At 58.4% G+C, this 26146-nt stretch carries 29 protein-coding genes; 11 read left to right on the top strand and 18 right to left on the bottom strand.

Features of this window, described 5'->3' with window-relative positions; genetic code table 11:
* Positions 1-36: 36 nt before the first annotated feature.
* Entirely contained in the window at positions 37-444 is a 408-nt protein-coding gene (locus PSH65_RS25165; RefSeq protein WP_305423012.1) for a type II toxin-antitoxin system HicB family antitoxin, read from the top strand.
* Between the two features lie 55 nt (positions 445-499).
* Here PSH65_RS25165 and tam read toward each other — a convergent pair whose 3' ends face one another.
* Positions 500-1270, bottom strand: a complete 771-nt coding sequence (gene tam / locus PSH65_RS25170) for a trans-aconitate 2-methyltransferase (RefSeq protein WP_305423013.1) — start codon at positions 1268-1270, stop codon at positions 500-502.
* A gap of 398 nt (positions 1271-1668) precedes the next feature.
* On the opposite strand from tam, the gene PSH65_RS25175 reads away from it, so the two are divergent.
* Complete coding sequence (locus PSH65_RS25175) at positions 1669-2172, top strand: inclusion body family protein (protein WP_280163187.1); 504 nt, start codon at positions 1669-1671, stop codon at positions 2170-2172.
* 124 nt (positions 2173-2296) lie between these two features.
* Positions 2297-2833 carry an AidA/PixA family protein gene (locus tag PSH65_RS25180; protein ID WP_305427049.1) on the top strand — a complete coding sequence of 179 codons (537 nt, stop codon included), beginning with the start codon at positions 2297-2299 and terminating at the stop codon, positions 2831-2833.
* Between the two features lie 70 nt (positions 2834-2903).
* On the opposite strand, the gene PSH65_RS25185 is transcribed toward PSH65_RS25180, so the two are convergent.
* The gene (locus tag PSH65_RS25185; protein WP_123360466.1) at positions 2904-3989 is read right to left on the bottom strand and encodes a type I restriction endonuclease; all 1086 of its coding nucleotides are present in this window, start codon (positions 3987-3989) and stop codon (positions 2904-2906) included.
* Between the two features lie 175 nt (positions 3990-4164).
* Positions 4165-4311, bottom strand: coding sequence for a hypothetical protein (locus PSH65_RS25190; protein WP_174160262.1), 147 nt, complete (start codon positions 4309-4311; stop codon positions 4165-4167).
* A gap of 196 nt (positions 4312-4507) precedes the next feature.
* Here PSH65_RS25190 and PSH65_RS25195 point away from each other — a divergent pair, with 196 nt between their 5' ends.
* Positions 4508-4909 carry a low affinity iron permease family protein gene (locus PSH65_RS25195; protein ID WP_305423018.1) on the top strand — a complete coding sequence of 134 codons (402 nt, stop codon included), beginning with the start codon at positions 4508-4510 and terminating at the stop codon, positions 4907-4909.
* A gap of 50 nt (positions 4910-4959) precedes the next feature.
* Here the strand turns inward: PSH65_RS25195 and PSH65_RS25200 are convergent, their stop codons facing one another.
* The 5 genes from PSH65_RS25200 to fos all read right to left on the bottom strand — a co-directional run bounded on the left by PSH65_RS25200 (position 4960) and on the right by fos (position 8381).
* Positions 4960-5463, bottom strand: coding sequence for a DUF4142 domain-containing protein (locus PSH65_RS25200; RefSeq protein ID WP_305423020.1), 504 nt, complete (start codon positions 5461-5463; stop codon positions 4960-4962).
* A gap of 73 nt (positions 5464-5536) precedes the next feature.
* Positions 5537-5692 (bottom strand): KGG domain-containing protein, encoded by a 156-nt coding sequence (locus PSH65_RS25205; protein WP_305423021.1) that lies wholly within the window; start codon positions 5690-5692, stop codon positions 5537-5539.
* Between the two features lie 116 nt (positions 5693-5808).
* The gene (locus PSH65_RS25210; protein WP_305423023.1) at positions 5809-7158 is read right to left on the bottom strand and encodes a diguanylate cyclase domain-containing protein; all 1350 of its coding nucleotides are present in this window, start codon (positions 7156-7158) and stop codon (positions 5809-5811) included.
* A gap of 103 nt (positions 7159-7261) precedes the next feature.
* Entirely contained in the window at positions 7262-7900 is a 639-nt protein-coding gene (locus tag PSH65_RS25215; protein WP_305423024.1) for a LysE family translocator, read from the bottom strand.
* A 64-nt stretch (positions 7901-7964) separates the two neighbouring features.
* Entirely contained in the window at positions 7965-8381 is a 417-nt protein-coding gene (gene fos / locus PSH65_RS25220) for a fosfomycin resistance glutathione transferase (RefSeq protein ID WP_305423025.1), read from the bottom strand.
* A 389-nt stretch (positions 8382-8770) separates the two neighbouring features.
* Between fos and PSH65_RS25225 the strand changes: the two genes are divergently transcribed.
* Positions 8771-10006: an aminotransferase class I/II-fold pyridoxal phosphate-dependent enzyme gene (locus PSH65_RS25225; RefSeq protein ID WP_305423026.1), complete on the top strand. Its 1236-nt coding sequence runs from the start codon at positions 8771-8773 to the stop codon at positions 10004-10006.
* Between the two features lie 17 nt (positions 10007-10023).
* On the top strand, positions 10024-11190 hold the full coding sequence (locus tag PSH65_RS25230; RefSeq protein WP_305423027.1) for an MFS transporter: 1167 nt from the start codon (positions 10024-10026) through the stop codon (positions 11188-11190).
* Here the strand turns inward: PSH65_RS25230 and yiaY are convergent.
* A complete protein-coding gene (yiaY, locus tag PSH65_RS25235) occupies positions 11187-12335 on the bottom strand; it encodes an L-threonine dehydrogenase (protein ID WP_019580882.1) in 1149 nt (382 codons plus the stop codon). The genes PSH65_RS25230 and yiaY overlap by 4 nt on opposite strands.
* A gap of 156 nt (positions 12336-12491) precedes the next feature.
* Here yiaY and PSH65_RS25240 point away from each other — a divergent pair, with 156 nt between their 5' ends.
* Positions 12492-13511, top strand: a complete 1020-nt coding sequence (locus PSH65_RS25240; protein WP_305423028.1) for a DUF4917 family protein — start codon at positions 12492-12494, stop codon at positions 13509-13511.
* 101 nt (positions 13512-13612) lie between these two features.
* Here PSH65_RS25240 and PSH65_RS25245 read toward each other — a convergent pair whose 3' ends face one another.
* Positions 13613-14155, bottom strand: a complete 543-nt coding sequence (locus tag PSH65_RS25245; protein ID WP_305423029.1) for a helix-turn-helix domain-containing protein — start codon at positions 14153-14155, stop codon at positions 13613-13615.
* A gap of 158 nt (positions 14156-14313) precedes the next feature.
* On the opposite strand from PSH65_RS25245, the gene PSH65_RS25250 reads away from it, so the two are divergent.
* Together PSH65_RS25250 and PSH65_RS25255 are read left to right on the top strand one after the other, a co-directional pair.
* On the top strand, positions 14314-15096 hold the full coding sequence (locus PSH65_RS25250) for an aldolase (protein ID WP_305423030.1): 783 nt from the start codon (positions 14314-14316) through the stop codon (positions 15094-15096).
* Positions 15097-15125: 29 nt separating this feature from the next.
* A complete protein-coding gene (locus PSH65_RS25255) occupies positions 15126-16013 on the top strand; it encodes a dihydrodipicolinate synthase family protein (protein ID WP_305423031.1) in 888 nt (295 codons plus the stop codon).
* 141 nt (positions 16014-16154) lie between these two features.
* Here the strand turns inward: PSH65_RS25255 and PSH65_RS25260 are convergent, their stop codons facing one another.
* The 3 genes from PSH65_RS25260 to PSH65_RS25270 all read right to left on the bottom strand — a co-directional run bounded on the left by PSH65_RS25260 (position 16155) and on the right by PSH65_RS25270 (position 17600).
* The gene (locus tag PSH65_RS25260) at positions 16155-16499 is read right to left on the bottom strand and encodes a YegP family protein (RefSeq protein ID WP_305423032.1); all 345 of its coding nucleotides are present in this window, start codon (positions 16497-16499) and stop codon (positions 16155-16157) included.
* A gap of 199 nt (positions 16500-16698) precedes the next feature.
* Positions 16699-17004, bottom strand: a complete 306-nt coding sequence (locus PSH65_RS25265) for a ribbon-helix-helix domain-containing protein (RefSeq protein WP_007903755.1) — start codon at positions 17002-17004, stop codon at positions 16699-16701.
* Between the two features lie 14 nt (positions 17005-17018).
* Complete coding sequence (locus PSH65_RS25270) at positions 17019-17600, bottom strand: DJ-1/PfpI family protein (protein WP_305423034.1); 582 nt, start codon at positions 17598-17600, stop codon at positions 17019-17021.
* Positions 17601-17904: 304 nt separating this feature from the next.
* Between PSH65_RS25270 and PSH65_RS25275 the strand changes: the two genes are divergently transcribed.
* Positions 17905-18825: a DMT family transporter gene (locus PSH65_RS25275; protein ID WP_305423035.1), complete on the top strand. Its 921-nt coding sequence runs from the start codon at positions 17905-17907 to the stop codon at positions 18823-18825.
* A 44-nt stretch (positions 18826-18869) separates the two neighbouring features.
* On the opposite strand, the gene PSH65_RS25280 is transcribed toward PSH65_RS25275, so the two are convergent.
* From PSH65_RS25280 to PSH65_RS25295, 4 genes are all read right to left on the bottom strand, one after another.
* On the bottom strand, positions 18870-20084 hold the full coding sequence (locus PSH65_RS25280; protein WP_305423036.1) for an SAM-dependent methyltransferase: 1215 nt from the start codon (positions 20082-20084) through the stop codon (positions 18870-18872).
* Between the two features lie 171 nt (positions 20085-20255).
* On the bottom strand, positions 20256-20873 hold the full coding sequence (locus PSH65_RS25285; protein ID WP_305423037.1) for a TPM domain-containing protein: 618 nt from the start codon (positions 20871-20873) through the stop codon (positions 20256-20258).
* Positions 20874-20921: 48 nt separating this feature from the next.
* Positions 20922-21662: a YgcG family protein gene (locus PSH65_RS25290; RefSeq protein ID WP_305423038.1), complete on the bottom strand. Its 741-nt coding sequence runs from the start codon at positions 21660-21662 to the stop codon at positions 20922-20924.
* 43 nt (positions 21663-21705) lie between these two features.
* Positions 21706-22317 (bottom strand): LemA family protein, encoded by a 612-nt coding sequence (locus tag PSH65_RS25295; RefSeq protein WP_305423039.1) that lies wholly within the window; start codon positions 22315-22317, stop codon positions 21706-21708.
* A gap of 247 nt (positions 22318-22564) precedes the next feature.
* On the opposite strand from PSH65_RS25295, the gene bglX reads away from it, so the two are divergent.
* Positions 22565-24856 (top strand): beta-glucosidase BglX, encoded by a 2292-nt coding sequence (gene bglX / locus PSH65_RS25300; RefSeq protein WP_305423040.1) that lies wholly within the window; start codon positions 22565-22567, stop codon positions 24854-24856.
* A gap of 131 nt (positions 24857-24987) precedes the next feature.
* Here the strand turns inward: bglX and PSH65_RS25305 are convergent, their stop codons facing one another.
* The gene (locus tag PSH65_RS25305) at positions 24988-26145 is read right to left on the bottom strand and encodes a phosphatidylserine/phosphatidylglycerophosphate/cardiolipin synthase family protein (protein WP_305423041.1); all 1158 of its coding nucleotides are present in this window, start codon (positions 26143-26145) and stop codon (positions 24988-24990) included.
* Between the last annotated feature and the right edge of the window lies 1 nt (position 26146).

Raw genomic sequence — 26146 nt, forward strand, 5'->3', positions numbered from 1 at the left:
CGAGCCGATGGACAGCGCCTTCGGAGGATGACGAACATGCTTTACCCAATAGCAATTTCCATGGGCGATGACGAACACGCCTGGGGTGTAGAAGTACCGGATATTCCAGGTTGTTTCTCCGCTGGGGAAGATCTGGATGACGCCATGGCCATGGCTCGCGAAGCCATCGAAGGCCATTTCGAAATATTGGCCGAAGACGGATCACCGATTCCGTCCGCCAACAAAGTGACCCTGCATGCGGCCAATCCGCAGTACGCAGGGTGTACGTGGGCCGTGGTGGACATCGATGTCACCAAGTACCTGGGCAAGGCCCAGAAACTCAACATCACCCTGCCCGGCTACTTGCTCAACCGCATCGACGAATACGTACTGCATCATCCGGAAGAAAAAAGTCGCTCCGGATTTCTGGCCTCGGCGGCGCTCAAGGTTTTGCAGCAGGGCTGATGGTTCGAAGGTGGGAGCCCAAAGGGACAAACGACCAGGCGCGTCCCTTTGCAGGTCAGCGCATTGCCACCATGAACAACCGCGGAAACGGCAACAACACTGAACCATCGCTCAGCGCCGGATAGGCCTGCTCGATCGCCGCCTGATACTGATTGAGATACTGAACCCGCTCCGCTTCATTCAGCAGCTCAAGAAAAGGCCGTAAACCGCTGCCCTTGAACCACTCGACCACGCCCGATGCGCCGTCCGCGAGCGGATGATAGTAAGTGGTGCGCCATACATCGACCCGGGTGCAATGGGCACGCAGCATCGAGTAATAACCGCCCGCATCCTCCATTTCCGTTCGCAGGCCAGCGACCCTTGCCAGTTTGTCAGCCCAAGGGCCATTCGCTGCGACCTCGCGCATCAACCTGTGCGACGGTTCGTTGAGGTTGTCGGGCATCTGAATCGCCAGGCTACCGCCGGGCGCAAGCCTGGTCACCAACGACGGCAACAACCGGGCGTGATCGGGCAGCCACTGCAATACTGCGTTGGCGAAAATCACGTCGAACGGGCCGGTCTCGTTCCAGGTATCAATGTCAGCAGTGTCGAAACGCAGATGGGGCAAGCGCTTGCGAGCGGCCTCGATCATATCGGGTGAACTGTCCACCCCTCGCACTGCGGCATTGGGAAAGCGCTGTACCAGCAACTCGGTGGAATTACCGGGGCCGCATCCGATGTCGATTGCCGATTGGACGTCCACTGCGGGGATGGCAGCCAGCAAATCACGCGCCGGGCGCGTTCGCTCATCTTCAAAAGCTACGTATTGTTTGGCGGACCAACTCATATCGCTCTCCTGTCGGTGCATGGTTGTAGTCAGAGGCCGACAACCGGTTCGCTAACGATACATCGACCAGTGTGCTCTGCCCTATCCGGATTTTTGGAGAACATAGGGATCTGAGTGAGTTTTTTCTTATCGCCAAATCATTGAAAGTCATAACCAAAAGAACCGTTCGTCGACCAAAGATCAAAGCGATTTTGACAGCATAGAATTGGCATCTATAGTCCTAACGCGGCCTGCTGGAAGGAACCCAACCCGTCATTTCAAGGCAAGGAGCAAGGCCAGCTCGTACCCCGTGATCGAGTGGGTTCCCCAGTAGTGTGTTCGCAACGGCCGCAAGGCAAACAAGCGTTGTCGTGCCTGGCAGGTAGCCAGGTAATCACTCTGTTCAAAGGAGCTTTACTATGTCTCGAGTCACGGATGTACTTGTTTCGATCGACACCGAAACCATTCTGAAAAACTACCCGAACATCAGCAAAAACCCTGCTGCGCCGACGCTGATCGACGTCAATCATGTGTACATGGTGACCAATCAGAACAACGTGGTGAGTGGCCAGGCCGGTGGCGAGCTCAACCTGAAAGCCCAGGTAGGCGATCTGATTCGCTGGCGTGAAACCAGCCTGTCGCAGAGCTTCGAGACTGCTGTGATTTTCTACAAGTTCATCGGTAACGTAGGCAATGATCTGATCTCTACACCCACGCCGCGCAAGGCTACCGCCTGCGTTGCCGTCCCTAACACCAGCAACCCATCGGTGCCCAGCTGCCAGAAAGTCGATAACCATTACTGGTCTTCGGAAACCCTTTCGTGCGGTAGCGTGACTTATCACTTCCACTTCCTGATCGTGGATCGCGAGTGCAAAATCGTCGGCTGCTGCTCGTGGGATCCGTTCATTACCATTCGTAACTGATGATGGGCCGGGCCCCTTGGCAACGAGGGGCCTACCGAGCTCGTTGCCGCCTCGGCTGGAATGGATTTCTTGCTTGAACTGAAGCGGCTATCGATATGCGTCAACATCATGAAAGGAATCCATGATGACTTCCGAACCGATTACCTCCCCTTCGGCGAGCGTCGTGACAGCCAATAATGTGCTGCTGATCGTCGACGCCGAATCGCTGTTTTCCCGTTATCCGCAACCCAGCCTTGAACCGCAAAAACCGACGGTGATTGAAGACGGCTTCATCTTCGTCATCAGCGGTACAGAAACAACACAAAATACTAAAAATGACAGCAAAGCGCTAACAGCCAGCAACGGACAAATTTTCCATGTCCGCGGCAGAACCGTCAGCTTGCTGGCCGAACACAGCGTTGTATTTCACAACATTTCGGTGAGCGATACCGGAATCCTTTCGCCGCCCAAACTGGTCGTCCACGGCGAGCAGACAGTCCCCGCGCCCGACCCCGCCAACCCGACTCAACCGGGTAGCCACAAGGCCGATGACCATTATTGGGAGTGCTCGTTACTGACCCCGGGCGTGGCAACCTGCGAACTGAGCTTCATGCTGATCAACCCCCGCTGTGAAGCGTTGGGGTACTTCAGTTGGAAGACTGAGGTGACGCTGTCGGCGTGAATAGATACGCGCAAAAAAAAGAACCGGCCTCAAGAGGCCGGTTCTTTTTTTTGCCGTTTACCCAACACGGCTAGTCGTAGTATCCAACTGTCTTCTTCAAGTGATCCGAATAATCGTAAATCTCATCAACAGAGCCAATCGGATGCCGGGTTTCATTCTTTTCTTCGTCAAAAATCCCAATGTACTTTTGTGAACGATTGAAATGAAGGCGACAAATCGGCTTGCGATTGTTGTCATCGAGCAAGATCCCAAAATAGCTTTGCGTATCGCGCTGTACTATCCGTTTAGCGTCCACAACCGAACGAACCACCGCACGGACAATGTGATAACCCTCCAATTCTTCCAGGGTCGTCAGCACCTTATCCTCTGATTCGTCACGCTGATCTGTCGGATCACTGCCGCCGGCAGGAACCGATCTCGATGCCAGCGCAGGCTGAATGGCACCACTCATAGCTGATTTGAGTCGGTCATTGATCTGATCATTGAGAAACTGCACGACTGCTTTTCTCGTCAGTTCGTGGAACTGCTCGCGGACTTTCTGAGTTATGACCCCGTCGTACACTCGGGAGGCGAAGACTTTTACGAAGTCGTCATCAGGTTTGATGACCTGCGAGGCGATAACCTTTTTGATCTGACTGACGTATTTCAGTTCACCTGCAGCATTGATAATCGAATCCACGTCGAATGCAGACTTGGTGAGCTTGATCAGTTCGGGGACGGAGTACTCATCGATATCCAGAAGATCGAGTTCAAGAAACGGTTTCTCATCCATCTTGTTGGGCGCATCCAGGTCGGTGAAGAATTTATAAACCTGGCCATTGGTGAGGATAGAGATTCGAGCGCTGGTGACATGGAAATAGCGAAACAGCTGGGAGGCATGATTGATGTGCAGCGACTCGCCTATTTTTTTGCATTCGATGAGGATCTGTACCTCTCCTTCCTTCATGATCGCGTAGTCAATTTTTTCTCCTTTTTTCGTTCCGATATCGCAAACGAATTCTGGAGTCACCTCACTCGGATCAAAGACATCGTAGCCCAGCACCGTACTGATGAAGGGCATAACGAAAGCATTCTTGGTCGCCTCCTCCGTCTGAATTGCAGCGCTTTGCAAACGAACCTTGGCGGCTAGGCTTGCTAACTTCTCAAAGAATTCCATGAGTGACCTCTTACTTGGTTTCGATCCGTGTGTTTGCATGCTGGCAAATTGACTGCCATTTGATACTAGACACAAACCGGCACAAAGAAAGATTCCAATCAAAGATTCCAGACGCACCAAGGCATAAGCCACATTCCTATGAAGTGCGCGAGCGATTAACTCACAGGCCAGTCATTCACTGCTTATCCGCCCCCTTCTCCTGCATCTGCACCGAAGACTTGGTCCCATCGGTGTTGTCTTTAGTCTCGTTATCCGAGTTATCGAAGCAGCCCTGCAACGCAAGCAGGCAGCAACAAAGGTAAAACGTGCGGGCGAGGTTCATGCTGTTCTCCAGTTTCAGGGGCTTGAAGTAGTGACCCATGTCGGTGGAAATGGTTGCGACTTTCTCGACCCCGAGCGATGAGCACTGACAGAGGGTTCAGCGCACTGGCGTTTCATCCCGCAGGCAATATTCAGCAGAATTTTCGTTATGCCCGTGCTGTCTGAAAATCAGGCGCATCCCTATAAGGAACACGGCAATGAAATTCGCAGAAATTGCACAGAAACTCTCCCTGTGGGCCGGCCAGCCCCGGACATTTCTGGGGGCGATCGTTCTGATTATCCTGTGGGGTTTGAGCGGGCCGATTTTCCATTTCAACGATACCTGGCAACTGATCATCAACACCTCGACCACCATCATCACCTTCCTGATGGTGTTCCTGATCCAGAACACCCAGAACCGCGACACGGACATTTTGCACTTGAAGATCGATGAGTTATTGCGAGTAACGAAAGAAGCGCAGAACGCGATGCTGGGGCTCGAATCGCTCGATCTCAAACAGTTGGAAGAATTGAGAAAGAAATATCGCCACCTCGGCGAGGGCGAAACGATTCCCCTGGACGGCACTGTCGTCCCGGAAACAAAAAAACAGGATGAATGAATTGATCCATGCCCCGCGGGTGACCGGTGACGTCACCCGCGCCATGGGTGCTAACGACTGGCTTGCAGCTCTCTGGCCATTTGCAGATGGTTTTGCAGTTTGGGCAAGGTTTCTTCGGCGAACGCTTTGATTTGCGGCACGTCCGTGGTCTGCGCTTGTTGTTGAAGCTGCTCGATGGTCTCTTGGGTGGTTTTCACCTGACTGGCGGCGTACGCCTGATCGAACGACGCATCCTCCTTCACTTCCGGAATCAAGGCTTTGGCCTTGTCCATCACCTCTTCGCGGGGTGCGACCGGTAAATCGAGTTGCTTGGCAATTTTCGCCAGATGCTGATTGGCGGTGGTGAGGTCGTTAATCACCACGATGGTGTAATCCTTGACCTCTTTGGACTCGGTTTTCTGGTGCGCCAGGCGACTGGCTTCGATGTCGGCCATGCCTTTGGCCGACGCTTCGTTGATGAATTCGGCGGCTGACTGGGCAAAGGCACTGCTGGCAAACAGCCCCAGTAACGTGACAAAACTGGCATTGCGTAAACGGGTGGCCATCCGGCTCATGGTCGCGCCCTCCTTCTTTGAAAATTCAAACGGGAGCTTGCGCCCCCGTCTTTTAATAAAACCACCTTCACTCTTACCGGGATTTCTGACCACCTTTGCGGCCCATGCCGCCTTTCGCGGAGTCTTTATCAACGGTCGTCGTGGTGGTTTTCCCACCTTTGCGACCGGCTTCAGACGCCTTCGTTCGATCATGGGCACTTCCCGAACTCGGATTTTTTGAAGTAGGCATGGTTTTCATCCTCTTGATGATGAGAGCAGCGAGCAGCCGCCCGCATAGAATAAGAATTTCCATCATCAAAAAGGTTTAAAAAACCTGGCAACGCTGCGACGAACGGTGACGGGCTTTCAGGCCCCAAGACGCAGATGATGCTGGCGCTTGGCGCGGTACATCGCCTCATCGGCATGCCTGAACAGCTGGTTTTCTTCAGTGCCATGCTCGGGGTATCGCGCGACACCGATACTCGGTTGGATGCTCAGGTTATGCCCGTCCAGACGCAGGGGCTGAGCCAGTACCTGTCGGATCTTTCCCGCCACACTCTCGGCATCCTCCGCGGCGTGGATACTGTGCAACAACACGACAAATTCATCACCGCCGATACGCGCTACGGTGTCGGTTTCGCGCACGCAGCCTTTGAGCCGATTGGCGACCGCTTGCAACAGCATGTCGCCAACCGCATGACCGAGGGTGTCGTTGACTTGCTTGAAGCGGTCGAGGTCGACGTAGAGCAACGCCATTCGACCGGAATCTGTTCGGGCCAGCGCCAGCGAGGCTTTGAGGCGTTCGCGCAGCAATTCGCGATTGGGTAACTGAGTCAATTGGTCGTACTGGGCCATGCGCTGGAGCCGGGCATGCAATTGCTTGCGCTCGATAGCGGTCGCGACCTGCGCGCAAACATACTGCAGCAATTCCTTGTCTTGCTCGGTGTAACGCTCGCCGCCGGGTACGCTTTTGACGATCAGCGCACCAATGGTGCCGTTCTGCGAACTCAATGGCACGCCCAGCCAGCAGGGTGAATCCTGGCCCGCGACCAGTGCCGCAAACCCCGCCGGCGGATTGTCCTGATCCGGCGTCAGCAGAATCGGCAAGCCGCTGCGAATGACTTCACTGCAAAGACGCCCAGTCACAGTCCCGGGCTCCTCGGGTTGCAGTTCAAGGTCGTCGACGTGATAGGGAAAGTTCAGCTGCGCGCAGTGCTCGTCATACAGCGCCACGGAGAAATTCAACGCCGGGAGCCATTCGCCGATGATCGAATGGATGCATTTGAACAGCGCCAGCAGATCTTCCGCCGCGTGGGCCGCCTCGGAGATTGCATACAGCGCCGCCTGCCGAGACTCGGCCTGTTTGCGCTCGGTGATGTCGTGGGCCACGGCAATGCGCAATTGGTCGACTTCCGACCAGCGCGCAGACCAGAGAATGTGCGCTACCCGGCCGTCCTTGCGCAGGTAACGATTTTCAAAGTTGAGCTTGGGCTCGCCCCCCATGATTTCCCGCGCGGCGTCGAGGGTGCGCTGTCGGTCGGCGGGGTGTACCAGATCTATCATCGGCAGGCCGATCAGCTCGTCGGGGGTGTAACCGAAAATGCGCTCGCAGGCAGCGCTGACAAATACGAAACGACCTTGTTTGTCCACCGCACAGACGGCGTCCAGCAAGAGGTCGATGTAGCTCGCCAGTGGCGCGGAATTACTACTTTCCATGATGCCGAGAGCGTGTCCGGACAATGCAACATTGAACAACCTTCCCTGACCGGTCATACGCCCGAGCGATGACTGTGCAGCCGACGCTTCCTTGCGATCAGCCTCAAGCCTTGTTCGTCACCAGCCCCGGCAGCGCATGCACCAGGGCGTTGATGGCAAAACCGATGAACATTACGCCGCACAAACGAGTGATCGCCAGTTCATGACGCTGATACAACGTGCGCACCTGACGCGCACCGACGATGCCAATGAGAATAGCGTAGGCCAAAAGGCCACCAATGAAGCTCAAGATGATCAACCAGGGCAACATTGACCATTGCAGCAACTCTGCACGGCTGGACAAGAGTGCAGTAAAGGTCGCCACCGCCACCGGATAAGCCTTGGGGTTGGTCAGGCCGAACAGGATGCCGTGCCAGAACGGCTGCCGCGTCGGGCCTTGAGGTGCTTCGGCACTGCCGCGACGAGCCCGCACCGCGCGCAGGCCCAGCCAGAACAGGTAGAGGCCACTGAATACGCCCAGCACATCGAACGCCGTGCTGCCGATTTCCCGCGCACCGACAATCGCGATCAGCGCCGTACTGCACCAGACCACGTCGCCCAGCAAATGCCCGCACAAAAACCCCGCTCCCGCCCGCCGCCCACGCGATGCGCCGATGCCAAACACCGCCAGCACACCCGGTCCCGGCGTAATGCCATAAATGAAGCCCGAGGCGAGAACGGCCATTAGCAGCGATGGGGTCATGGGAATTCCTGTTGAAACGCCGGATGAATGGACGCAAGTCTATCTCAGGACCCCGAGCATCGACTCACTGATCGTCGAAGAACTTCATCCCCGCATACGGCCGTTGCCGACATGCCGCCAACCGCGACGCCAGATCCCCGACATGCACCTCAAGCTTGTGCCCGTCCGGGTCCAGAAAATAGAACGATGCGCCTTCGCTGCGGTTGTCCCGCCATTCCTGCACGTTGGCGGATCGCAGATGTTCGACGAACACTGGGAAATCCGCAGCATCGAGGCTAAAGGCGTAATGGGTATAGTCGGCGGCGGGTGAAGATTCGCGCAGTGGATCGAGAGAAAGGCATAGCCAAAGGCCGGGTAGCGAGAGATAGGCGCCGGTGTCCCAAGTGGCTTCAAGCTGAAGCTGCAGCAGATCGCGATAGAACGCCACGCTGCGGTTCAGGTCGGTGACGGCGAGGGTCAGGTGGTTGAGGCCGGTTAGCATCGATCCAGTAACCTTGAGTTGCTCTGGGCGGGGTGCGAACGGAGAGTACAGCTTAAACATCCTTGAGCATAAAGCCACTGGGGCGTTGTTGGGCTGCGAGTCAGTCTTCGCGAGCAAGCCCGCTCCCACAGTAACTATTTTTGCACCATGGCTGGGCTCGATGATTTCGGTTCGACTGAGTCGGCAGGGTAGCCCGGATTCGATTCGTGCCCGCCATCCAATGACCCACAACACTCCGGGGCATCGCCCTACAACTCATTCTCTTACAACTCGCAGTACTACCGGAAACAGCCGATTCAAAGCCCATCGGGTCTCTCTGTAAAGTCTGGCAACACACACAAACTGCAACAAACCCACGGATAGATTCACTCAAGGAATGTCACTCGCACATGAACCAGATACCGTACACGGCGCACACCTTCACCAACTACCGCAAACTCGTTTCATTGGCTGATCATGATTGGGAGACCGCCGAAACCGGAAAAATCGCGGGGCTCAACGTTGAGATAAAAAGTGCCAACCGCATGCTCGATCAGTACGGGCGAGCATTTCATCATTTCTGTACGACGTCATACCTGGGTCTGGATCACCATCCCGATATTCTCGACGGCGCCATGACCACGCTGTGGGAAACCGGCACACTTCGCATCGCCAATTCCAAGAATCGCTGCAAGCTGGCGATTCTGGACCAATACGAAACCGAACTGTCCGAGTTGTTCGGCGCCAGTTGCCTGAGCACTCTGTCGTGCAGTGCGGCGAGTGCCGGGATCCTGCCGCTGCTGGCCAGCGGCGTATTTACGGAAAATCGCCCTCCAGTGATGGCTTTCGACCGATTGGCGCACTACTCGATGAATCACCTCAAAGCCGCCTGTGCCGATGAAACGAAGGTCGTGACGTGCCCGCATAACGACATGGATTTTCTCGAGACGCTGTGTCAACGGCACACCAGGGTCGCGTATATCGCCGATGGCGCCTACAGCATGGGCGGGGTTGCGGACATGGACAGCCTTTTGTATCTGAAGGACCGCTATGGGCTGTTTCTCTATCTGGACGACTCCCACGCACTTTCCGCTGTAGGAACATTCGGCGCCGGTCTTGTGCGTCCCAGGCTGCATACCCTGGATGATGACTGCCTCATCGTCGCCTCGCTGGCCAAGTCGTTCGGCGCCAGCGGCGGTCTGGTGATGCTGGGCAGCGAACGGCAGAAGAAGCTCATTGCGCGTTACGGTGGCCCCAGCAACTGGTCGCAAAGCCTGAACAGTGCAGCCATTGGCGCGGGCCGGGCATCCATCCAGTTACACCACACCCTGGAATTCGCCGCGTTGCAGGAAAAGCTTCAGGTTAATATCCGCCTCTTCGACAGCCTCATACGAACCGGACAACACAACAGCAACATGGCGATTCGACTGGTCAATTGCGGTGAGGCATCGCTGGCCAACAACATCGCCATTGAACTGGCCAATCACGGATTCTTCACCTCGGCAGTCTTTTCCCCGGTGGTTGCACAAGGCAAGGCAGCCATCAGAATCACCCTGCGCGCCGACATGGGGACGACGCTGATCCGCCATTTCTGTGGACTCATCACCGAGCTTTTACGTGCTCACGGCCGGGACATCGGCGGCTGAAAAACAGGGAAGATTAAATGAAGAGCAGCACCACCCTCCTGATCACCTGCTGTACGGTTTTTCTCGCCCAATTGGGCATGAGCATTTATCTGTCGGCGCTGCCGGATATTGCCCGGGATCTGTCCGCAGATGCCTCACAGGTTTCATGGGGGTTGGCGGTATATCTGATCGGCATGGCGCTGCCGATGCTGTTCTGGGGCAGCCTGGGCCAGCGCATTGGCCGCAAGCCGGTGTTGCTCGCGGCGCTCGGCCTCTATGGGCTGGGCAACCTGGCCCTGCCCCTGGGTCATACGCTTGAATCGTTCCTGGTTTTTCGCCTGGTTCAGGGGATTGGCGCCAGCGGGATTTCAGTCATGGCCCGGGTGCTGATCCGCGACAGTTTTCGCGGCGATCTGCTGGCCAAGGCGTTGTCCTGGATATCGATTTCCTTTGTGGTGGCGCTGGGTATCGGTCAATACATAGGGTCGATCATCCAGGTGACACTGGGCTGGTCAGCGATTTTCTACTTATTGGGTGGTGTGAGCCTGTTGATGGCGCTGGTGGTGGCGCGGGTCACGTTCCCGATGCTGGCAGAAGAGAACACACCATCATCCGCCTGGACGAGCTACGGGCACATTCTGCGTCATCGGGCCTTCCTGTTACCGGCCCTCGCCGGTGGCTTGGGGTATGGGGTGATTGTCGCGTTCAACACCGCTGCGCCGCTGATTCTGCAAGGCGCCTTCAAGTGGTCGGCAGTGGAATACGGCTTGTTGGGCTGGCCCATCAGCGCGGCGTACTTTCTCGGGGCCGTGGCGGTCAATCGCTTCGTACTGCATACCGGTCAGCAATGGCTGATGACGGCGGGCGTCGGGCTGATACTGGCCGGCAGCACAGTCATGTTGCTGGGTAGCCTCGCAGGCACGTCTATCACGCTGCTGTTCTGGTTGCCCTATTGTTTTGCAGTATTCGGCCAATCGCTTATTTACCCGATCAGCTTGTCCCTGGCCAACCACGGTTCGCCGGTCGGCGGTGCTTATGCGATGGCGTTGAGCGGTTTCATTCATCAACTGATGGCCGCCGTTATCGGCGGTATCGCCAGCCTGATCGCCAGCCAGCAGGCATGGCCTTTGTCGCTGTTATGCACCTTACTGGCCTTGGGCGCGTTGCTTTGCGTAGTGCTCGCGCCCGGCCGTCGAACCGCTTAGAACGCGCTGCGGAAAATCTCCTCGATCTGCCGCTGATCCGCCGCCCGCGGATTGGTCAGTCCGCAGGCGTCTTTCAGCGCATTGCTGGCCAGAACCGGAATGTCATTGAGCCTGGCACCGAGCTCACGCAAACCGGCAGGAATGTCCACATCCCTTGCCAGGCTGCGGATCGCCGCGATCGCCGCCTGCGCGCCCTCTTCCGGACTGAGCCCGCGAATGTCAGCCCCCATCGCGTGGGCAACGTCGGTCAGGCGAGGGGCGCACACCAGCGCGTTGAAGCTCTGCACGTGAGGTAGCAGCACCGCGTTACACACACCATGGGGCAAGTCGTAGAACCCGCCTAACTGATGGGCCATCGCGTGAACGTAGCCCAGGGACGCATTGTTGAACGCCATGCCCGCCATAAATTGCGCGTAGGCCATGTTTTCCCGCGCGATCATGTCACTGCCGTCCTGCACGGCTTGGCGCAGGTTGTCGCTGATCAATGTGATGGCTTTCAGCGCACAGGCATCGGTAATCGGGTTGGCTGCCGTGGAGACGTAGGCTTCGACGGCATGGGTCAATGCGTCCATGCCGGTGGCGGCGGTCAGGCCCTTGGGCATGGCGACCATCAGTTCCGGGTCGTTGACTGACAGCAGCGGCGTAACATTGCGGTCGACGATGGCCATTTTTACGTGGCGCGATTCATCCGTGATGATGCAAAAACGGGTCATCTCGCTGGCAGTGCCGGCGGTGGTGTTGATCGCGATCAACGGTAGCTGGGGTTTGGCTGACCGATCGACACCTTCGTAGTCACGGATCGTCCCACCGTTTGTGGCGCACAAGGCGATACCCTTGGCGCAGTCGTGAGGCGAACCGCCGCCCAGAGACACCACGAAATCACAGCGACTTTCCTTGAGCAGGCCCAGGCCGTGCTCGACGTTGGCGATGCTCGGATTCGGCTTGGCGCCGTCGAAGATCACCGAGTCGATGTCCTGCAACGCCAGTTTCTCGGCAATCCTCGATGCCACGCCAGCCTTGGCCAGCCCGGCGTCAGTGACAATCAGCGCCTTGCGAAAACCATACTTGCCAATGGCGTCCATGGCTTCGTCGAGGCAACCGGTGCCCATGATGTTCACGGCGGGGATGAAAAACGTACTGCTCATGCGCGAGTCTCCTGGCTGAAACCGAATCGGCAATGCCGATTCGGCGGGTGCGCACAGGGTCGACCGATCAGTCACGCGGTATGTTGATCTGGCTCAACGCCCGGGCGTGATAAAGTCGCCGTCCATCAGACCTTTTGCTTCGAGACGACAAACGCAATGACCGATTTCCAGGATGTCGATGCCCAACTTGAAGACTGGAACGCCTTGCGCACCACCGCCTCGTTCGGCGGCCTGCTGGTGGGTAACGGCGCCAGCCGCGCCGTGTGGGACGACTTCGGCTACGACTCGCTGTTCGAAAATGCCCGCACCGTCGAAGAAAAACCGCTGAGCCAGTCCGAGCTGAGCGTGTTCGACGCGATGCAGACGCGCAGTTTCGAGCAGGTTCTCGGCGCGCTGAAAACCACCAGCCGAGTCAACAAAGCCCTGGCTGTCAGCTCCGCAGCACCGCGCAATCGTTACTACGCGATCAAGGAAGCGCTGATCAACACCGTGCACGCGGTGCACATCCCGTGGCGGCTGGTGAAGCCTTCGACGCTGGCGACGATCAATCAGGAACTGGGCAGCTATCGGACGGTGTTCACCACCAACTACGACTTGCTCAGCTACTGGGCGATCCAGCATCGGCCGGACGTCGTTACCGACCTGTTCCAGGGTGCCGAACCCGGCTTCGATCTGAGCGCCAGCGCCACCGACAAACCGCGTTTGCTGTACCTGCACGGCGGCCTGCATCTGGTGCGCAATCAGGACGGCACGGCACGAAAATTGATGTCGACCGAAGGGACGTTGCTCGGCAACTTCGCTATCAACAATACGATCAAGACCCTCGACGACGTGCCGCTGTTCGTCAACGAAGGCCCGGCGCAGGACAAACTCAAGACCATTCGCAGTTCGGATTACCTGTCGTTCTGCTACGACCAGTTACTGGGCCATGGCGACGGGTTGTGCATCTTCGGGCATGCCCTTGGCGAGCAGGACAGTCACATCGCTCATGCGTTGCGCCAGGCAAAGCCAAAAGTCGTAGCGATCTCGATTTACCCGCGCAGCAAGGCGTTCATCCAGCATCAGAAGCGGCATTACGCGAAGGTGTTCGAAGGGACGGGTGTGGCGTTGCGGTTTTTTGATTCGAAGACCCATGCGCTTGGTAGTCCCAAGCTGACCGTACCGGTCGAGGTATAGCAGAGAAGCGACTGACGCCATCGCGGGCAAGCCCGCTCCCACAGGGATTACGCTGAACCTGTGGGAGCGGGCTTGCCCGCGATGGCGTCAGTCCAGCCGACTCATTCCTCGCTGCTATGCACCACCACCAACAACTGCGCCTGCACCTCACCCACTGACCGGAGGCGATGCGGTTTCTGTGCATTGAAGTGCAGCGCATCCCCACGGTTGAGCAGCACGCGCTCGTTCATGAAGTCCACTTCCACCTGCCCCTCGTGGACGAACAAAAACTCTTCCCCCACGTGTTCCTTGAAGGTTTTGTCGGTGAACTCTGCCGGCGGGTAGATGATGAACGGCAACAGGTTGCGTTCACTGACCTGATGGGCCAGCACCGCATAACCCGGGCTCTGGTCGCTGGCAGCCAGGGACTGGCGTTCGTCGCTGCGCACCAGGCTGTAGCTGTCGAGGCTGACGTTGTCTTCGGAAAACAATTCCTCGACCTTCACGTTCAACGCCTTGGCCAGTTTCAGGGCGGCGGCGATCGACGGGGTGTTCAACCCGCGCTCGACTTTCGACAGATAGCTCTTGGTCATGCCGGACTTTTCGGCCAGGGCCTCCAGCGTCACGCCGAGCTTTTTTCTAAGTAATTTCAAACGGATAGACATGTAGAGCGATTAATCCATCAAGGGAGTAACGGTTTTTTCTTGCGAATGACACAAAGTGTCATATAGCATCTTCTGTGTCATTTGCAGTCACCCATGACCTTGCGAGCAACGAGTGAACAGCAAACCCGACGTCCATTGAACAACCAAAGGACACCGACATGGCCAAGACATTAGCACTACCCAAAGAGCAACTGGTCAAGCAAGCGCTGACACAGATGCAAAATACCCTGGCGGATAATACGTGGACCGACCGGCAAAAGCTGGCCCTGACCTGCCGCATTCTCTTCGAAAACGGCCACGATTCAGGCCTGGCCGGGCAAATCACCGCTCGCGGCCCGCAACCGGGAACCTATTACACTCAGCAACTGGGCCTGGGTTTCGACGAGATCACGGCAGGCAATCTGTTGCTGGTCAACGAAGACCTGGAAGTACTGGAAGGCCACGGCATGCCCAACCCGGCCAACCGTTTCCATAGCTGGGTGTACCGCGCCCGGCCGGACGTGAACTGCATCATTCACACGCATCCGACTCACGTCGCGGCGCTGTCGATGCTCGAAGTGCCGCTACAGATTTCCCACATGGACCTCTGCCCGCTCTACGACGACTGTGCGTTTCTCCAAGGCTGGCCGGGTGTTCCGGTGGGCAATGAAGAAGGCGAACTGATTGCCGCAGCCTTGGGCGACAAGCGGGCGATTCTGCTTTCCCACCATGGTCAGTTGTCCACCGGCGCGACCATTGAAGAGGCCTGTGTCATTGCGCAACTGATCGAACGCGCGGCGAAGTTGCAGTTGCTGGCCATGGCCGCGGGGGTGATCAAACCGATTCTCCCCGAGCTGGGTCGCGAAGCCCATGACTGGATTTCAAAACCCAAGCGTCACGCCGCCGCGTTCAACTACTACGCACGGCAGAACCTGCGCCAACACGCCGATTGCCTGAACTGACCCCACTCATTCTTCAAAGGAGAGACGCTATGTCGACCCCAAACATTCACGGCATCATCGGCTACACCATCACCCCCTTCACCGCCAATGGCGAAGGCGTTGATCTCGACGCCCTCGGGCGTTCCATCGATCGCCTGATCGACAGCGGCGTCCACGCCATCGCCCCGTTGGGCAGCACCGGTGAAGGTGCTTACCTGAACGACGCAGAATGGGATCAGGTCAGCGAATTCAGCCTCGCGCGCGTCGCCAAACGCGTCCCGACCATCGTCAGTGTGTCCGACCTGACCACCGCCAAAGCCGTGCGCCGCGCGCGTTTCGCCGAAGCTCACGGCGCCGACGTGGTGATGGTGCTGCCCGCGTCCTACTGGAAACTCAGCGAGGCAGAAATCCTGACCCATTACCGCGCCATTGGCGAGAGCATCGGCGTGCCGATCATGCTCTACAACAACCCGGCCACCAGCGGCACCGACATGTCGGTGGAGCTGATCCTGCGGATTTTCAACGCCGTCGACAACGTCACCATGGTCAAGGAAAGCACCGGTGATATTCAGCGCATGCACAAACTGCAACTGCTGGGCGAAGGTCAGGTGCCCTTCTATAACGGCTGCAATCCGTTGGCGCTGGAAGCGTTTGCGGCAGGCGCGAAAGGCTGGTGCACGGCGGCGCCGAACCTGATCCCGCAGCTCAATCTCCACTTGTACGAAGCCGTATTGGCCAACGACCTGAGCAGGGCTCGCGAACTGTTCTATCGCCAGTTGCCGCTGCTGGACTTCATCCTCAAGGGTGGTCTGCCGGCGACCATCAAGGCCGGTTTGCGCATGACCGGGCTGGAAGTGGGCGATCCGCGGTTACCGGTGTTTCCGTTGGGCGAGACCGGTCGCAGTCAGCTTCAAGGGTTGCTGAAAGCATTGCACTAATCGTCAGGTACACACATACCCTGTGGGAGCGGGCTTGCCCGCGAAGGGGACTTAACATTCAACGAAGATATTGAATGTCAGACCGCTTTCGCGGGCAATCCCGTTCCCACAGGGGATTTACATAGGACTTGGATATTGTGATCAGAGCACCGGCAAGGTCTTGTCCTTGATCACCGTGGTCGGACCATTGGCCTTGACGCTGGCGATGCCTTTATCCCTCGCGGCATCGGATGAGTAGGATTCGCTGCTGCCGATGATCTCGTGGTTACCGGCCTTCAGGTTGAAGTAAGGATGACCATCCTTGGTGGTTTTTTTCTCGTAGCGTTCGTCCAGCAGGCTGTTGGCCTGAACCGAGGCGATACCGCCATCGGCCGCACCGCGCGTGGTGTACAGCTCGCTGGTCAGAATGGTTTCGGCATTGGCCGCTTTCAATACAAACTTGAATTGACCGTTGCCGGTTTTGCTCACTTCGTACCATCCAGACATGCTTTTACTCCTTGGCGATTGAGAGGTTTCGCGCTTCAGAGTAAAGACCAAGTCAGGATTTCTGTCGCCTGTACAGGCCCCTTCGCGGGCAAGCCTCGCTCCTACAGGGATTCGGTTGACCGCAAATTTGCGTCCGACACAAAACCTGTGGGAGCGAGGCTTGCCCGCGAAGGCGTCCTCAAGGTTGGTACAAACCGCTCTATTTCACCGCAGCCCGCACCACCGATAACTCGGGTGTCTGCACCCGGCGCTGACTCAGGTAACGCATGCAGCTGACCCGCAAGAACGAGGCGAAATTCACTACTTCGCCGCGGTAGTCCATCACCTCTTCATACAGCTTGGCGATCAACTGATTGGTGGTCATGCCGTCGACCTCGGCGATTTCGCTGAGGATGTCCCAGAACTGATTCTCCAGCCGCAGGGTGGTGACCACCCCGCAGATGCGCAGCGAGCGGGAGCGCGACTCGTAGAGAATCGGATCGGCCTTGACGTAGAGCTCGCACATGGACAGGTCCCTCGTTACAGCGTGATTTTGGTGCCCAGCAACCCGAGGAAACCGGCCAGCCAACTCGGGTGCGCCGGCCAGGCCGGTGCAGTGGCCAGATTGCCTTGAACGTGACCTTCCGTCACCGGGATATCGATGAACGTGCCGCCAGCCAGGCGCACTTCCGGGGCACACGCCGGGTAGGCGCTGCACTCGCGACCTTCAAGAATGCCCGCCGCGGCCAACAGTTGCGCGCCGTGACACACGGCGGCGATCGGTTTACCGGCCTTGTCGAACGCTCGCACCAGCCCCAGGACTTTTTCGTTCAGGCGCAGGTACTCCGGCGCACGACCGCCCGGCACCAGCAGCGCGTCGTAGTCCGCCGCGTCTACCTTGGCGAAATCGAAGTTCAGGGCAAACAGGTGACCGGGTTTTTCGCTGTAGGTCTGGTCGCCTTCGAAGTCATGGATCGCTGTGCGCACGGTCTGGCCGGCGGTTTTGTCCGGGCAAACGGCATGCACCGTATGGCCGACCATCAGCAACGCCTGGAATGGCACCATCACTTCGTAGTCTTCGACGTAATCGCCAACCAGCATCAGAATTTTTTTAGCCGCCATGGGGAGGACTCCTCTGGAAAATGCGTAGGCCTGCAGGAGTATTCAAGGTAGTCCTTATCCGCTGGGGTGGGTAATAACCTGCTACTACCTGAAGGACCGCGTTATCGTTCATCGCGGGCAAGCCACGCTCCCACAGGTCCTGTATCGATCTTGCGGTCAGTGCAAAACCTGTGGGAGCGCGGCTTGCCCGCGAAGGCGTCCGCAAACTGTACGGATAACTCTGCGCCTAGCTGTAACAGAGCAGCGTCTGCGGTTTATGGCTAGATAAAGAAACTTTCCGCCACCTGAATTCTGGTCACCCATCATGTCCTCGCGCGAAAACACCGGCATGGCCCTCGGCCTGCTCGGCGTCGTTATCTTCAGCCTGACCCTGCCCTTCACACGGATCGTCGTGCAGGAACTTCATCCCCTGCTCAACGGCCTCGGCCGTGCGCTGTTCGCGGCGATTCCGGCAGCGCTGCTGTTGTTGTGGCACCGTGAAAAATGGCCCACGTGGAAGCAGGTCAAAGGCCTGACGCTGGTGATCGCCGGGGTCATCCTTGGTTTCCCGGTGCTGTCGGCCTGGGCCATGCAGACGTTGCCCGCCTCTCACGGCGCACTGGTCAACGGTTTGCAACCGCTGTGTGTGGCGCTGTATGCCGCGTGGCTGTCCCATGAGCGTCCGTCAAAAGCCTTCTGGGCCTGCGCCGCGTTGGGCAGTGCGCTGGTGCTCGGTTATGCGCTGATCAGCGGCGCCGGCAGCATTCAGGCCGGTGATTTGCTGATGCTCGGCGCGATTGCCGTGGGTGGGTTGGGTTATGCCGAAGGCGGCCGGTTGGCCAAAGAGATGGGCGGCTGGCAGGTGATTTGCTGGGCGCTGGTGTTGTCGACGCCGCTGCTGATCGGGCCGGTGGTGTACCTGGCGCTGCAACACCAGGGCGAGATTTCGGCCAAAACCTGGTGGGCGTTTGGTTACGTCTCGCTGTTTTCACAATTCATCGGGTTCTTTGCCTGGTACGCGGGGCTGGCCATGGGTGGCATTGCCCGGGTCAGCCAGATCCAGTTGCTGCAGATCTTCTTCACCATCGCGTTTTCGGCGCTGTTCTTCGGTGAGCACGTCGAGCCGATTACCTGGCTGTTTGCGGTCGGGGTGATTGTGACAGTGATGTTGGGGCGCAAGACGGCGGTGAAGCCCCCTGTGTGTGCGGGCTTGCTCGCGAAGGCGTCATCACATTCAACATCTTAGTTGGCTGCCAGTCCGCCTTTGCGAGCAAGCCCGCTCCCACAGGATCAGAGGTACCCGTCAGCCCGCAGCAATGTTTCCAGACAATGCTCGCTGATGTGGTAGAAATCCTTCAGTTCCTGAATCTTCACCAACAGCTGAGCCGGGTCCACCGGCTCAGCGCGTTTGACCGCCAGGATCATCTTGTTCTTGTTGGTGTGGTCCAGTGAGATGAACTCGAAGACCTTGGTCTCATAACCGCAAGCTTCCAGAAACAGTGCACGTAAACTGTCAGTAACCATTTCCGCCTGTTGGCCCAGGTGCAGGCCGTATTGCAACATCGGCTTGAGCAGCGCCGGGCTCTGGATCTGCAGGCGGATCTGCTTGTGGCAGCACGGCGAGCACATGATGATCGAAGCGCCGGAACGAATGCCGGTGTGAATCGCATAGTCGGTGGCGATGTCACAGGCATGCAACGCGATCATCACGTCCAGCTCGCTCGGCGCGACGCTGCGCACGTCACCGCATTTGAACACCAGCCCCGGATGCTCCAGCTTCGCAGCGGCGGTGTTACACAGATTGACCATGTCTTCGCGCAGCTCGACGCCGGTCACCTCGCCTTCAGCTTTCAAGGTGTTGCGCAGATAGTCATGGATTGCGAACGTCAGGTAGCCCTTGCCCGAACCGAAATCCGCCACCCGCACGGGTTTGTCCAGCGCCAGCGGCGAGGAGGTCAGCGCATGACTGAAGACTTCGATGAACTTGTTGATCTGCTTCCACTTGCGCGACATCGCCGGGATCAGTTCATGCTGGGCGTTGGTCACGCCGAGGTCTTTGAGAAACGGCCGACTCAGGTCGAGAAAACGGTTCTTCTCACGGTTGTGCTCAGCGGACGGCACTTCGCGCAATTGCTGGGGTTTGCTCTTGAACAGCGAGGATTTGCCCTTTTTGCTGTATTCGAGCTGGGCTTCGTCGGTCAATGACAGCAAATGCGCATTTTTGAACGATGTCGGCAACAGCGCGGCAATGGTCGCCACGCCTTCGGCAACCGGCAGGTTTTTGGTGATGTCGCGGGTCTTGTAGCGATAGACGAAGGACAGACACGGCTGATCCTTGACCGTCAGCTGCTTGATGATCAGCCGCTGCAAATCCGCTTCACCACCGACGTACTTGGCCAGCACCAGTTTGATGAAGGCGTTGGCGTCGAGGCTGGTTTGCAGCAGGTCGATGAACTGGGCGTGATGATCCGGCGCGAGGCTGGCGGGAGTGGCGGTGACAGACATGGAAAAAACGGCCTCGGGCGGTGCGAATCGGGGAATGACGGGTATTTTAGGGGGGATGCGGTTCAGGAACACTGTTATTTGCCAAACGGCAAAGATTCTGTGGCGAGGGAGCAAGCTCCCTCGCCACAAAAGCTGCCGAAGGCTCGGGCCGCGTTCGGACGATTTTTTGATTCAGCTCAACACCACCAACCGATTCGGCAACTCATTGCGCACATGGGTCACCGGCACATGCACCTTGAGCAACTCGCCGCACGCCTCGATGCACGTCACAAAGCCTTGCAACGTCTGCCCCTGCTTCACCTGCTGGGTGAACGCCGCCACGATGGCGTCCCAGTTCTTGTTGTCCAGCCGCTTGGAGATCCCTTCATCCACCAGGATTTCCACATAACGCTCGGCCTCAGAGACGAAAATCAGCATGCCGGTGCTGCCCACGGTGTGGTGCAGGTTTTGCTCCAGGAACTGCCGACGCGCCAGGTTCGACGCGCGCCAGTGACGCACCGAGCGCGGGATCAGGCGCGTGGTGACTTTCGGAATCCGGAACACCAGGCACAGCACAATGAAACTGAACCATTGCACCAGCAACAGGCTGTGCATGGTCAGCCAGCCCGTCAGGTAATGCACGATACCCGGCACCACCAGCGCCAGCAGGCTGGCCCACAGCAGCGGGATGTACGCGTAATCGTCGGCGCGGGCCGCGAGCACCGTCACCAGTTCGGCGTCGGTGTCGCACTCGACCCGGGCAATCGCCTCGGCAACTTTGCGTTGTTCGTGTTCAGTCAGTAATGCCATGTTTATGAGTGCCTGCTCGCTATTGTTGTTATGTTTCCTGCCGTGTCATCACCAGCCGCCCGACGAACCGCCGCCGCCGAAACTGCCCCCACCGCCACTGAAGCCCCCGCCACCGCCGCCAAAACCTCCACCACCGAAACCGCCACGGCCTCTACCCCCTCCACTTGGCAGAATACCGAACATCTGGCCGACGAAGATTGTCAGGATAAACAGCAACACCAGAAACACGAATAACCCCGGATGCCGCGCAACGAAATCGCTCTCCTGATTGCCACGCGACTCATACACCGTCGACGGCTCGTCCAGCGGATTGCCCCCCAGCACCACCAACATCGCCGAAACGCCATCGCTGATGCCCTTGCTGAAATTGCCGGCCTTGAACGCAGGCGTGATCACCTGGTTGATAATCACCGAACTCTGCGCATCGGTCAGGCGATCTTCCAGGCCATAACCGACTTCGATCCGCAATTTTCGCTCGGCACGCGCGACAATCAGCAACGCGCCGTTGTTCTTGTCCTTCTGGCCAATACCCCAGTAGCGTCCCAGTTGATAGCCGAAATCCGCGATGTCGGCGCCCTGCAGGTCCGGCAACGTGACCACCACCAACTGCTCGCCGGTGGATTTCTCGTGGGCATTAAGCTGCTGAACAAGCTGCTCGCGCACCGCTGGCTCGATCATTTGGGCGTTGTCCACCACCCGTCCGGTCAGTTCCGGGAACTTCAACTCGGCCTGGGCCGCCAGGGCAAACACCCAAAACAACAGCACCAGGCCCACTTTCAACACGCGCATTGGCAACCTCATCCGTGGTGGCACGTCGAACTCTGTCCGGCGCTTACTGGAACTTCACTTCAGGCGCTTTCTCGGCTCCGGGGCTGGTGGCCTCGAAGGTTTCGCGGATCGGCAAATCGCTGTACATCACGGTGTGCCACAGGCGACCGGGGAAGGTGCGAAGTTCGGTGTTGTATTTTTGCACGGCGAGGATGAAGTCGCGACGCGCCACGGCGATGCGGTTCTCGGTGCCTTCAAGTTGCGATTGCAGCGCCAGGAAGTTCTGGTTGGCCTTGAGGTCCGGATAACGCTCGGACACCACCATCAACCGGCTCAGCGCGCCGGTCAGCTGATCCTGCGCCTGCTGGTACTGTTTGAGTTTTTCCGGATTGTCCAGCGTGCTGGCATCCACCTGGATCGACGTCGCCTTGGCCCGGGCTTCAATCACCGCCGTCAGGGTTTCCTGTTCGTGCTGGGCATAGCCCTTGACGGTTTCCACCAAATTAGGGATCAAGTCGGCGCGGCGCTGGTACTGGTTCTGCACCTGGCCCCAGGCAGCCTTGGCCTGTTCGTCGAGGGTCGGGATCGTGTTGATGCCGCAACCGGCCAGCAGTGTGGTCAACAACATCAAGGCTGCAACCTGCAGGCTCGACCGATAGGGGTGTCGTACATTCATCTGGTTGATGCTCCCTTGCACATTGCGTTGATAAAACAACCGGCGAACTCTGGGCCCGGCTCTTGGGGCATAATCTGCGCCGCTACTGGATTGCAGCGAGCCAATGGGCTAAAAGATGCCCAGCGAAAAAACAGTAAGAAGTGTGCTGCATTTTTCTGCACAACACCTGAACAACAATAGTCGCTCCCAACATTTTGGCTGACCGGCGCGTATTCATTGCCGCTTGGGCCTTTTGAGAAAACCATTCATGAAGAAGCTGTGTTTGCTGGGCCTGTTCGTCAGCCTGGCCAGTCATACCGCATTGGCCGCCACGACGCCCGCACCGATAGAGAACAAGGACGCCTTCATCAGCCACCTGATGAAGCAGATGACCCTCGATGAAAAGATCGGCCAGTTGCGCCTGATCAGCATCGGCCCGGAAATGCCTCGGGAGATGATCCGCAAGGAAATCGCCGCCGGTAATATCGGTGGCACCTTCAACTCGATCACCCGCGCAGAAAACCGTCCGATGCAGGACGCAGCCATGCGCAGCCGGTTGAAGATCCCGATGTTCTTCGCCTATGACGTGATCCACGGCCACCGCACCATTTTCCCGATCCCCCTGGCCCTGGCCTCGAGCTGGGACATGGATGCCATCGGCCTGTCGGGGCGCATCGCCGCCAAGGAAGCCGCAGCTGACAGCCTCGACATCACTTTCGCGCCGATGGTCGACATCTCCCGCGACCCACGCTGGGGGCGCACCTCCGAAGGCTTCGGCGAAGACACCTACCTGGTGTCGCGGATCGCCGGCGTAATGGTCAGGGCCTTGCAGGGCAGCGGTGCGAACGCGGCCGACAGCATCATGGCCAGCGTCAAGCATTTTGCCTTGTACGGCGCGGTCGAGGGCGGTCGCGACTACAACGTCGTCGACATGAGCCCGGTCAAGATGTACCAGGATTACCTGCCGCCGTACCGCGCCGCCATCGACGCCGGTGCCGGCGGGGTGATGGTTGCGCTGAACTCGATCAACGGCGTACCGGCCACTGCCAACACCTGGCTGATGAACGACCTGCTGCGCAAGGAATGGGGCTTCAAGGGCCTGGCGGTCAGCGACCACGGGGCGATTTTCGAGCTGATCAAGCACGGCGTCGCCCGTGACGGTCGAGAAGCGGCGAAGCTGGCAATCAAGGCCGGCATCGACATGAGCATGAACGACACCCTCTACGGCAAAGAGCTGCCGGGGCTGCTCAAATCCGGCGAGATCGAACAGAAAGACATCGACAACGCCGTGCGTGAAGTGCTCGCCGCCAAGTACGACATGGGCCTGTTCAAGGACCCGTACCTGCGCATCGGCAAGGCCGAGGATGACCCGGCCGACACCTACGCCGAAAGCCGCCTGCACCGTGCCGAGGCCCGTGATGTGGCGCGCCGCAGCCTGGTGCTGCTGAAAAACCAGGGCGATACCCTGCCCCTGAAGAAAACCGCGAAAATCGCCCTGGTCGGTCCACTGGCCAAGGCGCCGATCGACATGATGGGCAGCTGGGCCGCCGCCGGCCGTCCCGCGCAATCGGTCACCCTGTTCGACGGCATGACCCATGCACTCGGCGCGCAGTCGACGCTGATCTACGCCCGTGGCGCGAACATCACCAGCGACAAGAAAATCCTCGATTACCTGAACTTCCTCAACTTCGACGCGCCGGAAGTGGTGGATGATCCGCGCCCGGCCAACGTGTTGATCGACGAAGCGGTAAAAGCCGCCAAGGATGCTGATGTGGTGGTGGCCGCGGTGGGCGAATCCCGTGGCATGTCCCACGAATCGTCGAGCCGCACCGACCTGAACATCCCGGCCAACCAGCGCGAGCTGATCAGGGCGTTGAAAGCCACCGGCAAACCGCTGGTGCTGGTATTGATGAATGGCCGTCCGCTGTCGATTCTCGAAGAGAACGAGCAGGCTGACGCGATTCTGGAAACCTGGTTCAGCGGCACCGAAGGCGGCAACGCCATTGCTGACGTGCTGTTCGGCGACTACAACCCGTCGGGCAAACTGCCGATCACCATCCCGCGTTCGGTGGGTCAGATTCCGACCTACTACAACCACCTGAGCATTGGCCGGCCGTTCACTCCGGGCAAACCAGGCAACTACACCTCGCAGTATTTCGAAGACACCACCGGGCCGCTGTTCCCATTCGGCTTCGGCCTGAGCTACACCCAGTTCAGCCTGACCGACATGGCACTGTCGTCGACCACACTGAACAAGACCGGCAAACTTGACGCCAGCGTCGTGGTGAAAAACACCGGCAAGCGTGATGGCGAAACCGTGGTGCAGCTGTACATCCAGGACGTGACCGGTTCGATGATCCGCCCGGTCAAGGAACTGAAGAACTTCCAGAAAGTACTGGTCAAGGCCGGCGAACAGAAAGTCGTGCACTTCACCATCACCGAGGATGACCTGAAGTTCTACAACGCCCAGCTCAAGTACGCCGCGGAACCGGGCAAGTTCAACGTGCAGATCGGCCTGGACTCCCAGGACGTGACGCAGCAGAGCTTTGAGTTGCTGTAACCGTTCAAACACTGCAAAAACCTGTGGGAGCGGGCTTGCCCGCGATGAGGCCATCACATTCAACATCATTGTTGACTGTCAGGCCGCCATCGCGGGCAAGCCCGCTCCCACAGTGTTTTTTAGTGTGACAACTATCCGCGCCGATCCAGCAGATTCACCACCAGCCGATCCACCCAACCCCACACCCTCTGCTTGACCCGCCGCCACAACGGTCGGCGCTTCCACGCCTCGAGACTGACTTCCTGGCTCAAGGCAAAGTCATTCTCGAAACTCGCCGCCACCGCTCGAGTCAGCCCAGGGTCCAGTGCCTCAAGATTGGCCTCCAGATTGAAGCGCAGATTCCAGTGATCGAAATTACATGAGCCGATGCTCACCCAGTCATCGATCAACACCATTTTCAGGTGCAGGAAACACGGCTGGTATTCGAAGATCTTCACCCCGGCCCTGAGCAGACGCGGGTAGTAACGATGCCCGGCGTAGCGCACCGACGGGTGATCGGTGCGCGGCCCGGTCAGCAGCAGACGCACATCGACACCACGAGCCGCCGCCCGGCGCAGTGAGCGGCGGACTTTCCACGTCGGCAGGAAATACGGCGTGGCCAGCCAGATTCGCCGCTGGCCGCTGTTCAGCGCGCGAACCAGTGATTGCAGAATATCGCGGTGCTGGCGGGCGTCGGCATAGGCGACTCGGCCCATGCCCCCGCCCATGGCCGGCACTCGCGGCAAGCGCGGCAAACCGAAGTGCGCAGCGGGTTTCCAGGCGCGGCGATAGCGGTTGGCGATCCATTGGCGGTCGAACAGCAACTGCCAGTCGATCACCAACGGGCCGACGATTTCCACCATCACTTCGTGCCATTCGCTGGTGTCTTCGCCTGGCGTCCAGAACTCATCGGTGACACCGGTGCCGCCGACTACCGCCAGGCATTGATCCACCAGCAGCAGCTTGCGGTGATCGCGATAGAAGTTACCCACCCAACGGCGCCAGCTCAGGCGATTGTAGAAACGCAACTCGACACCGGCGGCCGTCAGGCGCTGACGCAAGGTCAGGGTAAAGGCCAGGCTGCCATAGTCATCGAACAGGCAACGCACCCGCACGCCGCGTTCGGCCGCCTGGACCAGCGCCTGGACCATGGCCTCGGCGCAAGCCCCCGCTTCCACCAGATACAGCTCCAGTTCGACTTGTTCTTCGGCGCGGGCAATCGCCACCAGCATTCGCGGAAAAAACTGCGGACCATCGATCAGCAGTTCAAAGCGGTTGCCTTCGCGCCACGGGAAAATTGCGCCACGCATC

The organism is Pseudomonas sp. FP603 (assembly GCF_030687415.1).
GTDB lineage: Bacteria > Pseudomonadota > Gammaproteobacteria > Pseudomonadales > Pseudomonadaceae > Aquipseudomonas > Aquipseudomonas wuhanensis.

Excerpts from the sequence above, each read along its gene's own strand:
- PSH65_RS25165 (WP_305423012.1), top strand. The coding sequence starts at position 37 with ATGCTTTACCCAATAGCAATTTCCATGGGCGATGACGAACACGCCTGG.
- tam (WP_305423013.1), bottom strand. The coding sequence starts at position 1,270 with ATGAGTTGGTCCGCCAAACAATACGTAGCTTTTGAAGATGAGCGAACG.
- PSH65_RS25175 (WP_280163187.1), top strand. The coding sequence starts at position 1,669 with ATGTCTCGAGTCACGGATGTACTTGTTTCGATCGACACCGAAACCATT.
- PSH65_RS25180 (WP_305427049.1), top strand. The coding sequence starts at position 2,297 with ATGACTTCCGAACCGATTACCTCCCCTTCGGCGAGCGTCGTGACAGCC.
- PSH65_RS25185 (WP_123360466.1), bottom strand. The coding sequence starts at position 3,989 with ATGGAATTCTTTGAGAAGTTAGCAAGCCTAGCCGCCAAGGTTCGTTTG.
- PSH65_RS25190 (WP_174160262.1), bottom strand. The coding sequence starts at position 4,311 with ATGAACCTCGCCCGCACGTTTTACCTTTGTTGCTGCCTGCTTGCGTTG.
- PSH65_RS25195 (WP_305423018.1), top strand. The coding sequence starts at position 4,508 with ATGAAATTCGCAGAAATTGCACAGAAACTCTCCCTGTGGGCCGGCCAG.
- PSH65_RS25200 (WP_305423020.1), bottom strand. The coding sequence starts at position 5,463 with ATGAGCCGGATGGCCACCCGTTTACGCAATGCCAGTTTTGTCACGTTA.
- PSH65_RS25205 (WP_305423021.1), bottom strand. The coding sequence starts at position 5,692 with ATGCCTACTTCAAAAAATCCGAGTTCGGGAAGTGCCCATGATCGAACG.
- PSH65_RS25210 (WP_305423023.1), bottom strand. The coding sequence starts at position 7,158 with ATGGAAAGTAGTAATTCCGCGCCACTGGCGAGCTACATCGACCTCTTG.
- PSH65_RS25215 (WP_305423024.1), bottom strand. The coding sequence starts at position 7,900 with ATGACCCCATCGCTGCTAATGGCCGTTCTCGCCTCGGGCTTCATTTAT.
- fos (WP_305423025.1), bottom strand. The coding sequence starts at position 8,381 with ATGCTAACCGGCCTCAACCACCTGACCCTCGCCGTCACCGACCTGAAC.
- PSH65_RS25225 (WP_305423026.1), top strand. The coding sequence starts at position 8,771 with ATGAACCAGATACCGTACACGGCGCACACCTTCACCAACTACCGCAAA.
- PSH65_RS25230 (WP_305423027.1), top strand. The coding sequence starts at position 10,024 with ATGAAGAGCAGCACCACCCTCCTGATCACCTGCTGTACGGTTTTTCTC.
- yiaY (WP_019580882.1), bottom strand. The coding sequence starts at position 12,335 with ATGAGCAGTACGTTTTTCATCCCCGCCGTGAACATCATGGGCACCGGT.
- PSH65_RS25240 (WP_305423028.1), top strand. The coding sequence starts at position 12,492 with ATGACCGATTTCCAGGATGTCGATGCCCAACTTGAAGACTGGAACGCC.
- PSH65_RS25245 (WP_305423029.1), bottom strand. The coding sequence starts at position 14,155 with ATGTCTATCCGTTTGAAATTACTTAGAAAAAAGCTCGGCGTGACGCTG.
- PSH65_RS25250 (WP_305423030.1), top strand. The coding sequence starts at position 14,314 with ATGGCCAAGACATTAGCACTACCCAAAGAGCAACTGGTCAAGCAAGCG.
- PSH65_RS25255 (WP_305423031.1), top strand. The coding sequence starts at position 15,126 with ATGTCGACCCCAAACATTCACGGCATCATCGGCTACACCATCACCCCC.
- PSH65_RS25260 (WP_305423032.1), bottom strand. The coding sequence starts at position 16,499 with ATGTCTGGATGGTACGAAGTGAGCAAAACCGGCAACGGTCAATTCAAG.
- PSH65_RS25265 (WP_007903755.1), bottom strand. The coding sequence starts at position 17,004 with ATGTGCGAGCTCTACGTCAAGGCCGATCCGATTCTCTACGAGTCGCGC.
- PSH65_RS25270 (WP_305423034.1), bottom strand. The coding sequence starts at position 17,600 with ATGGCGGCTAAAAAAATTCTGATGCTGGTTGGCGATTACGTCGAAGAC.
- PSH65_RS25275 (WP_305423035.1), top strand. The coding sequence starts at position 17,905 with ATGTCCTCGCGCGAAAACACCGGCATGGCCCTCGGCCTGCTCGGCGTC.
- PSH65_RS25280 (WP_305423036.1), bottom strand. The coding sequence starts at position 20,084 with ATGTCTGTCACCGCCACTCCCGCCAGCCTCGCGCCGGATCATCACGCC.
- PSH65_RS25285 (WP_305423037.1), bottom strand. The coding sequence starts at position 20,873 with ATGGCATTACTGACTGAACACGAACAACGCAAAGTTGCCGAGGCGATT.
- PSH65_RS25290 (WP_305423038.1), bottom strand. The coding sequence starts at position 21,662 with ATGCGCGTGTTGAAAGTGGGCCTGGTGCTGTTGTTTTGGGTGTTTGCC.
- PSH65_RS25295 (WP_305423039.1), bottom strand. The coding sequence starts at position 22,317 with ATGAATGTACGACACCCCTATCGGTCGAGCCTGCAGGTTGCAGCCTTG.
- bglX (WP_305423040.1), top strand. The coding sequence starts at position 22,565 with ATGAAGAAGCTGTGTTTGCTGGGCCTGTTCGTCAGCCTGGCCAGTCAT.
- PSH65_RS25305 (WP_305423041.1), bottom strand. The coding sequence starts at position 26,145 with ATGCGTGGCGCAATTTTCCCGTGGCGCGAAGGCAACCGCTTTGAACTG.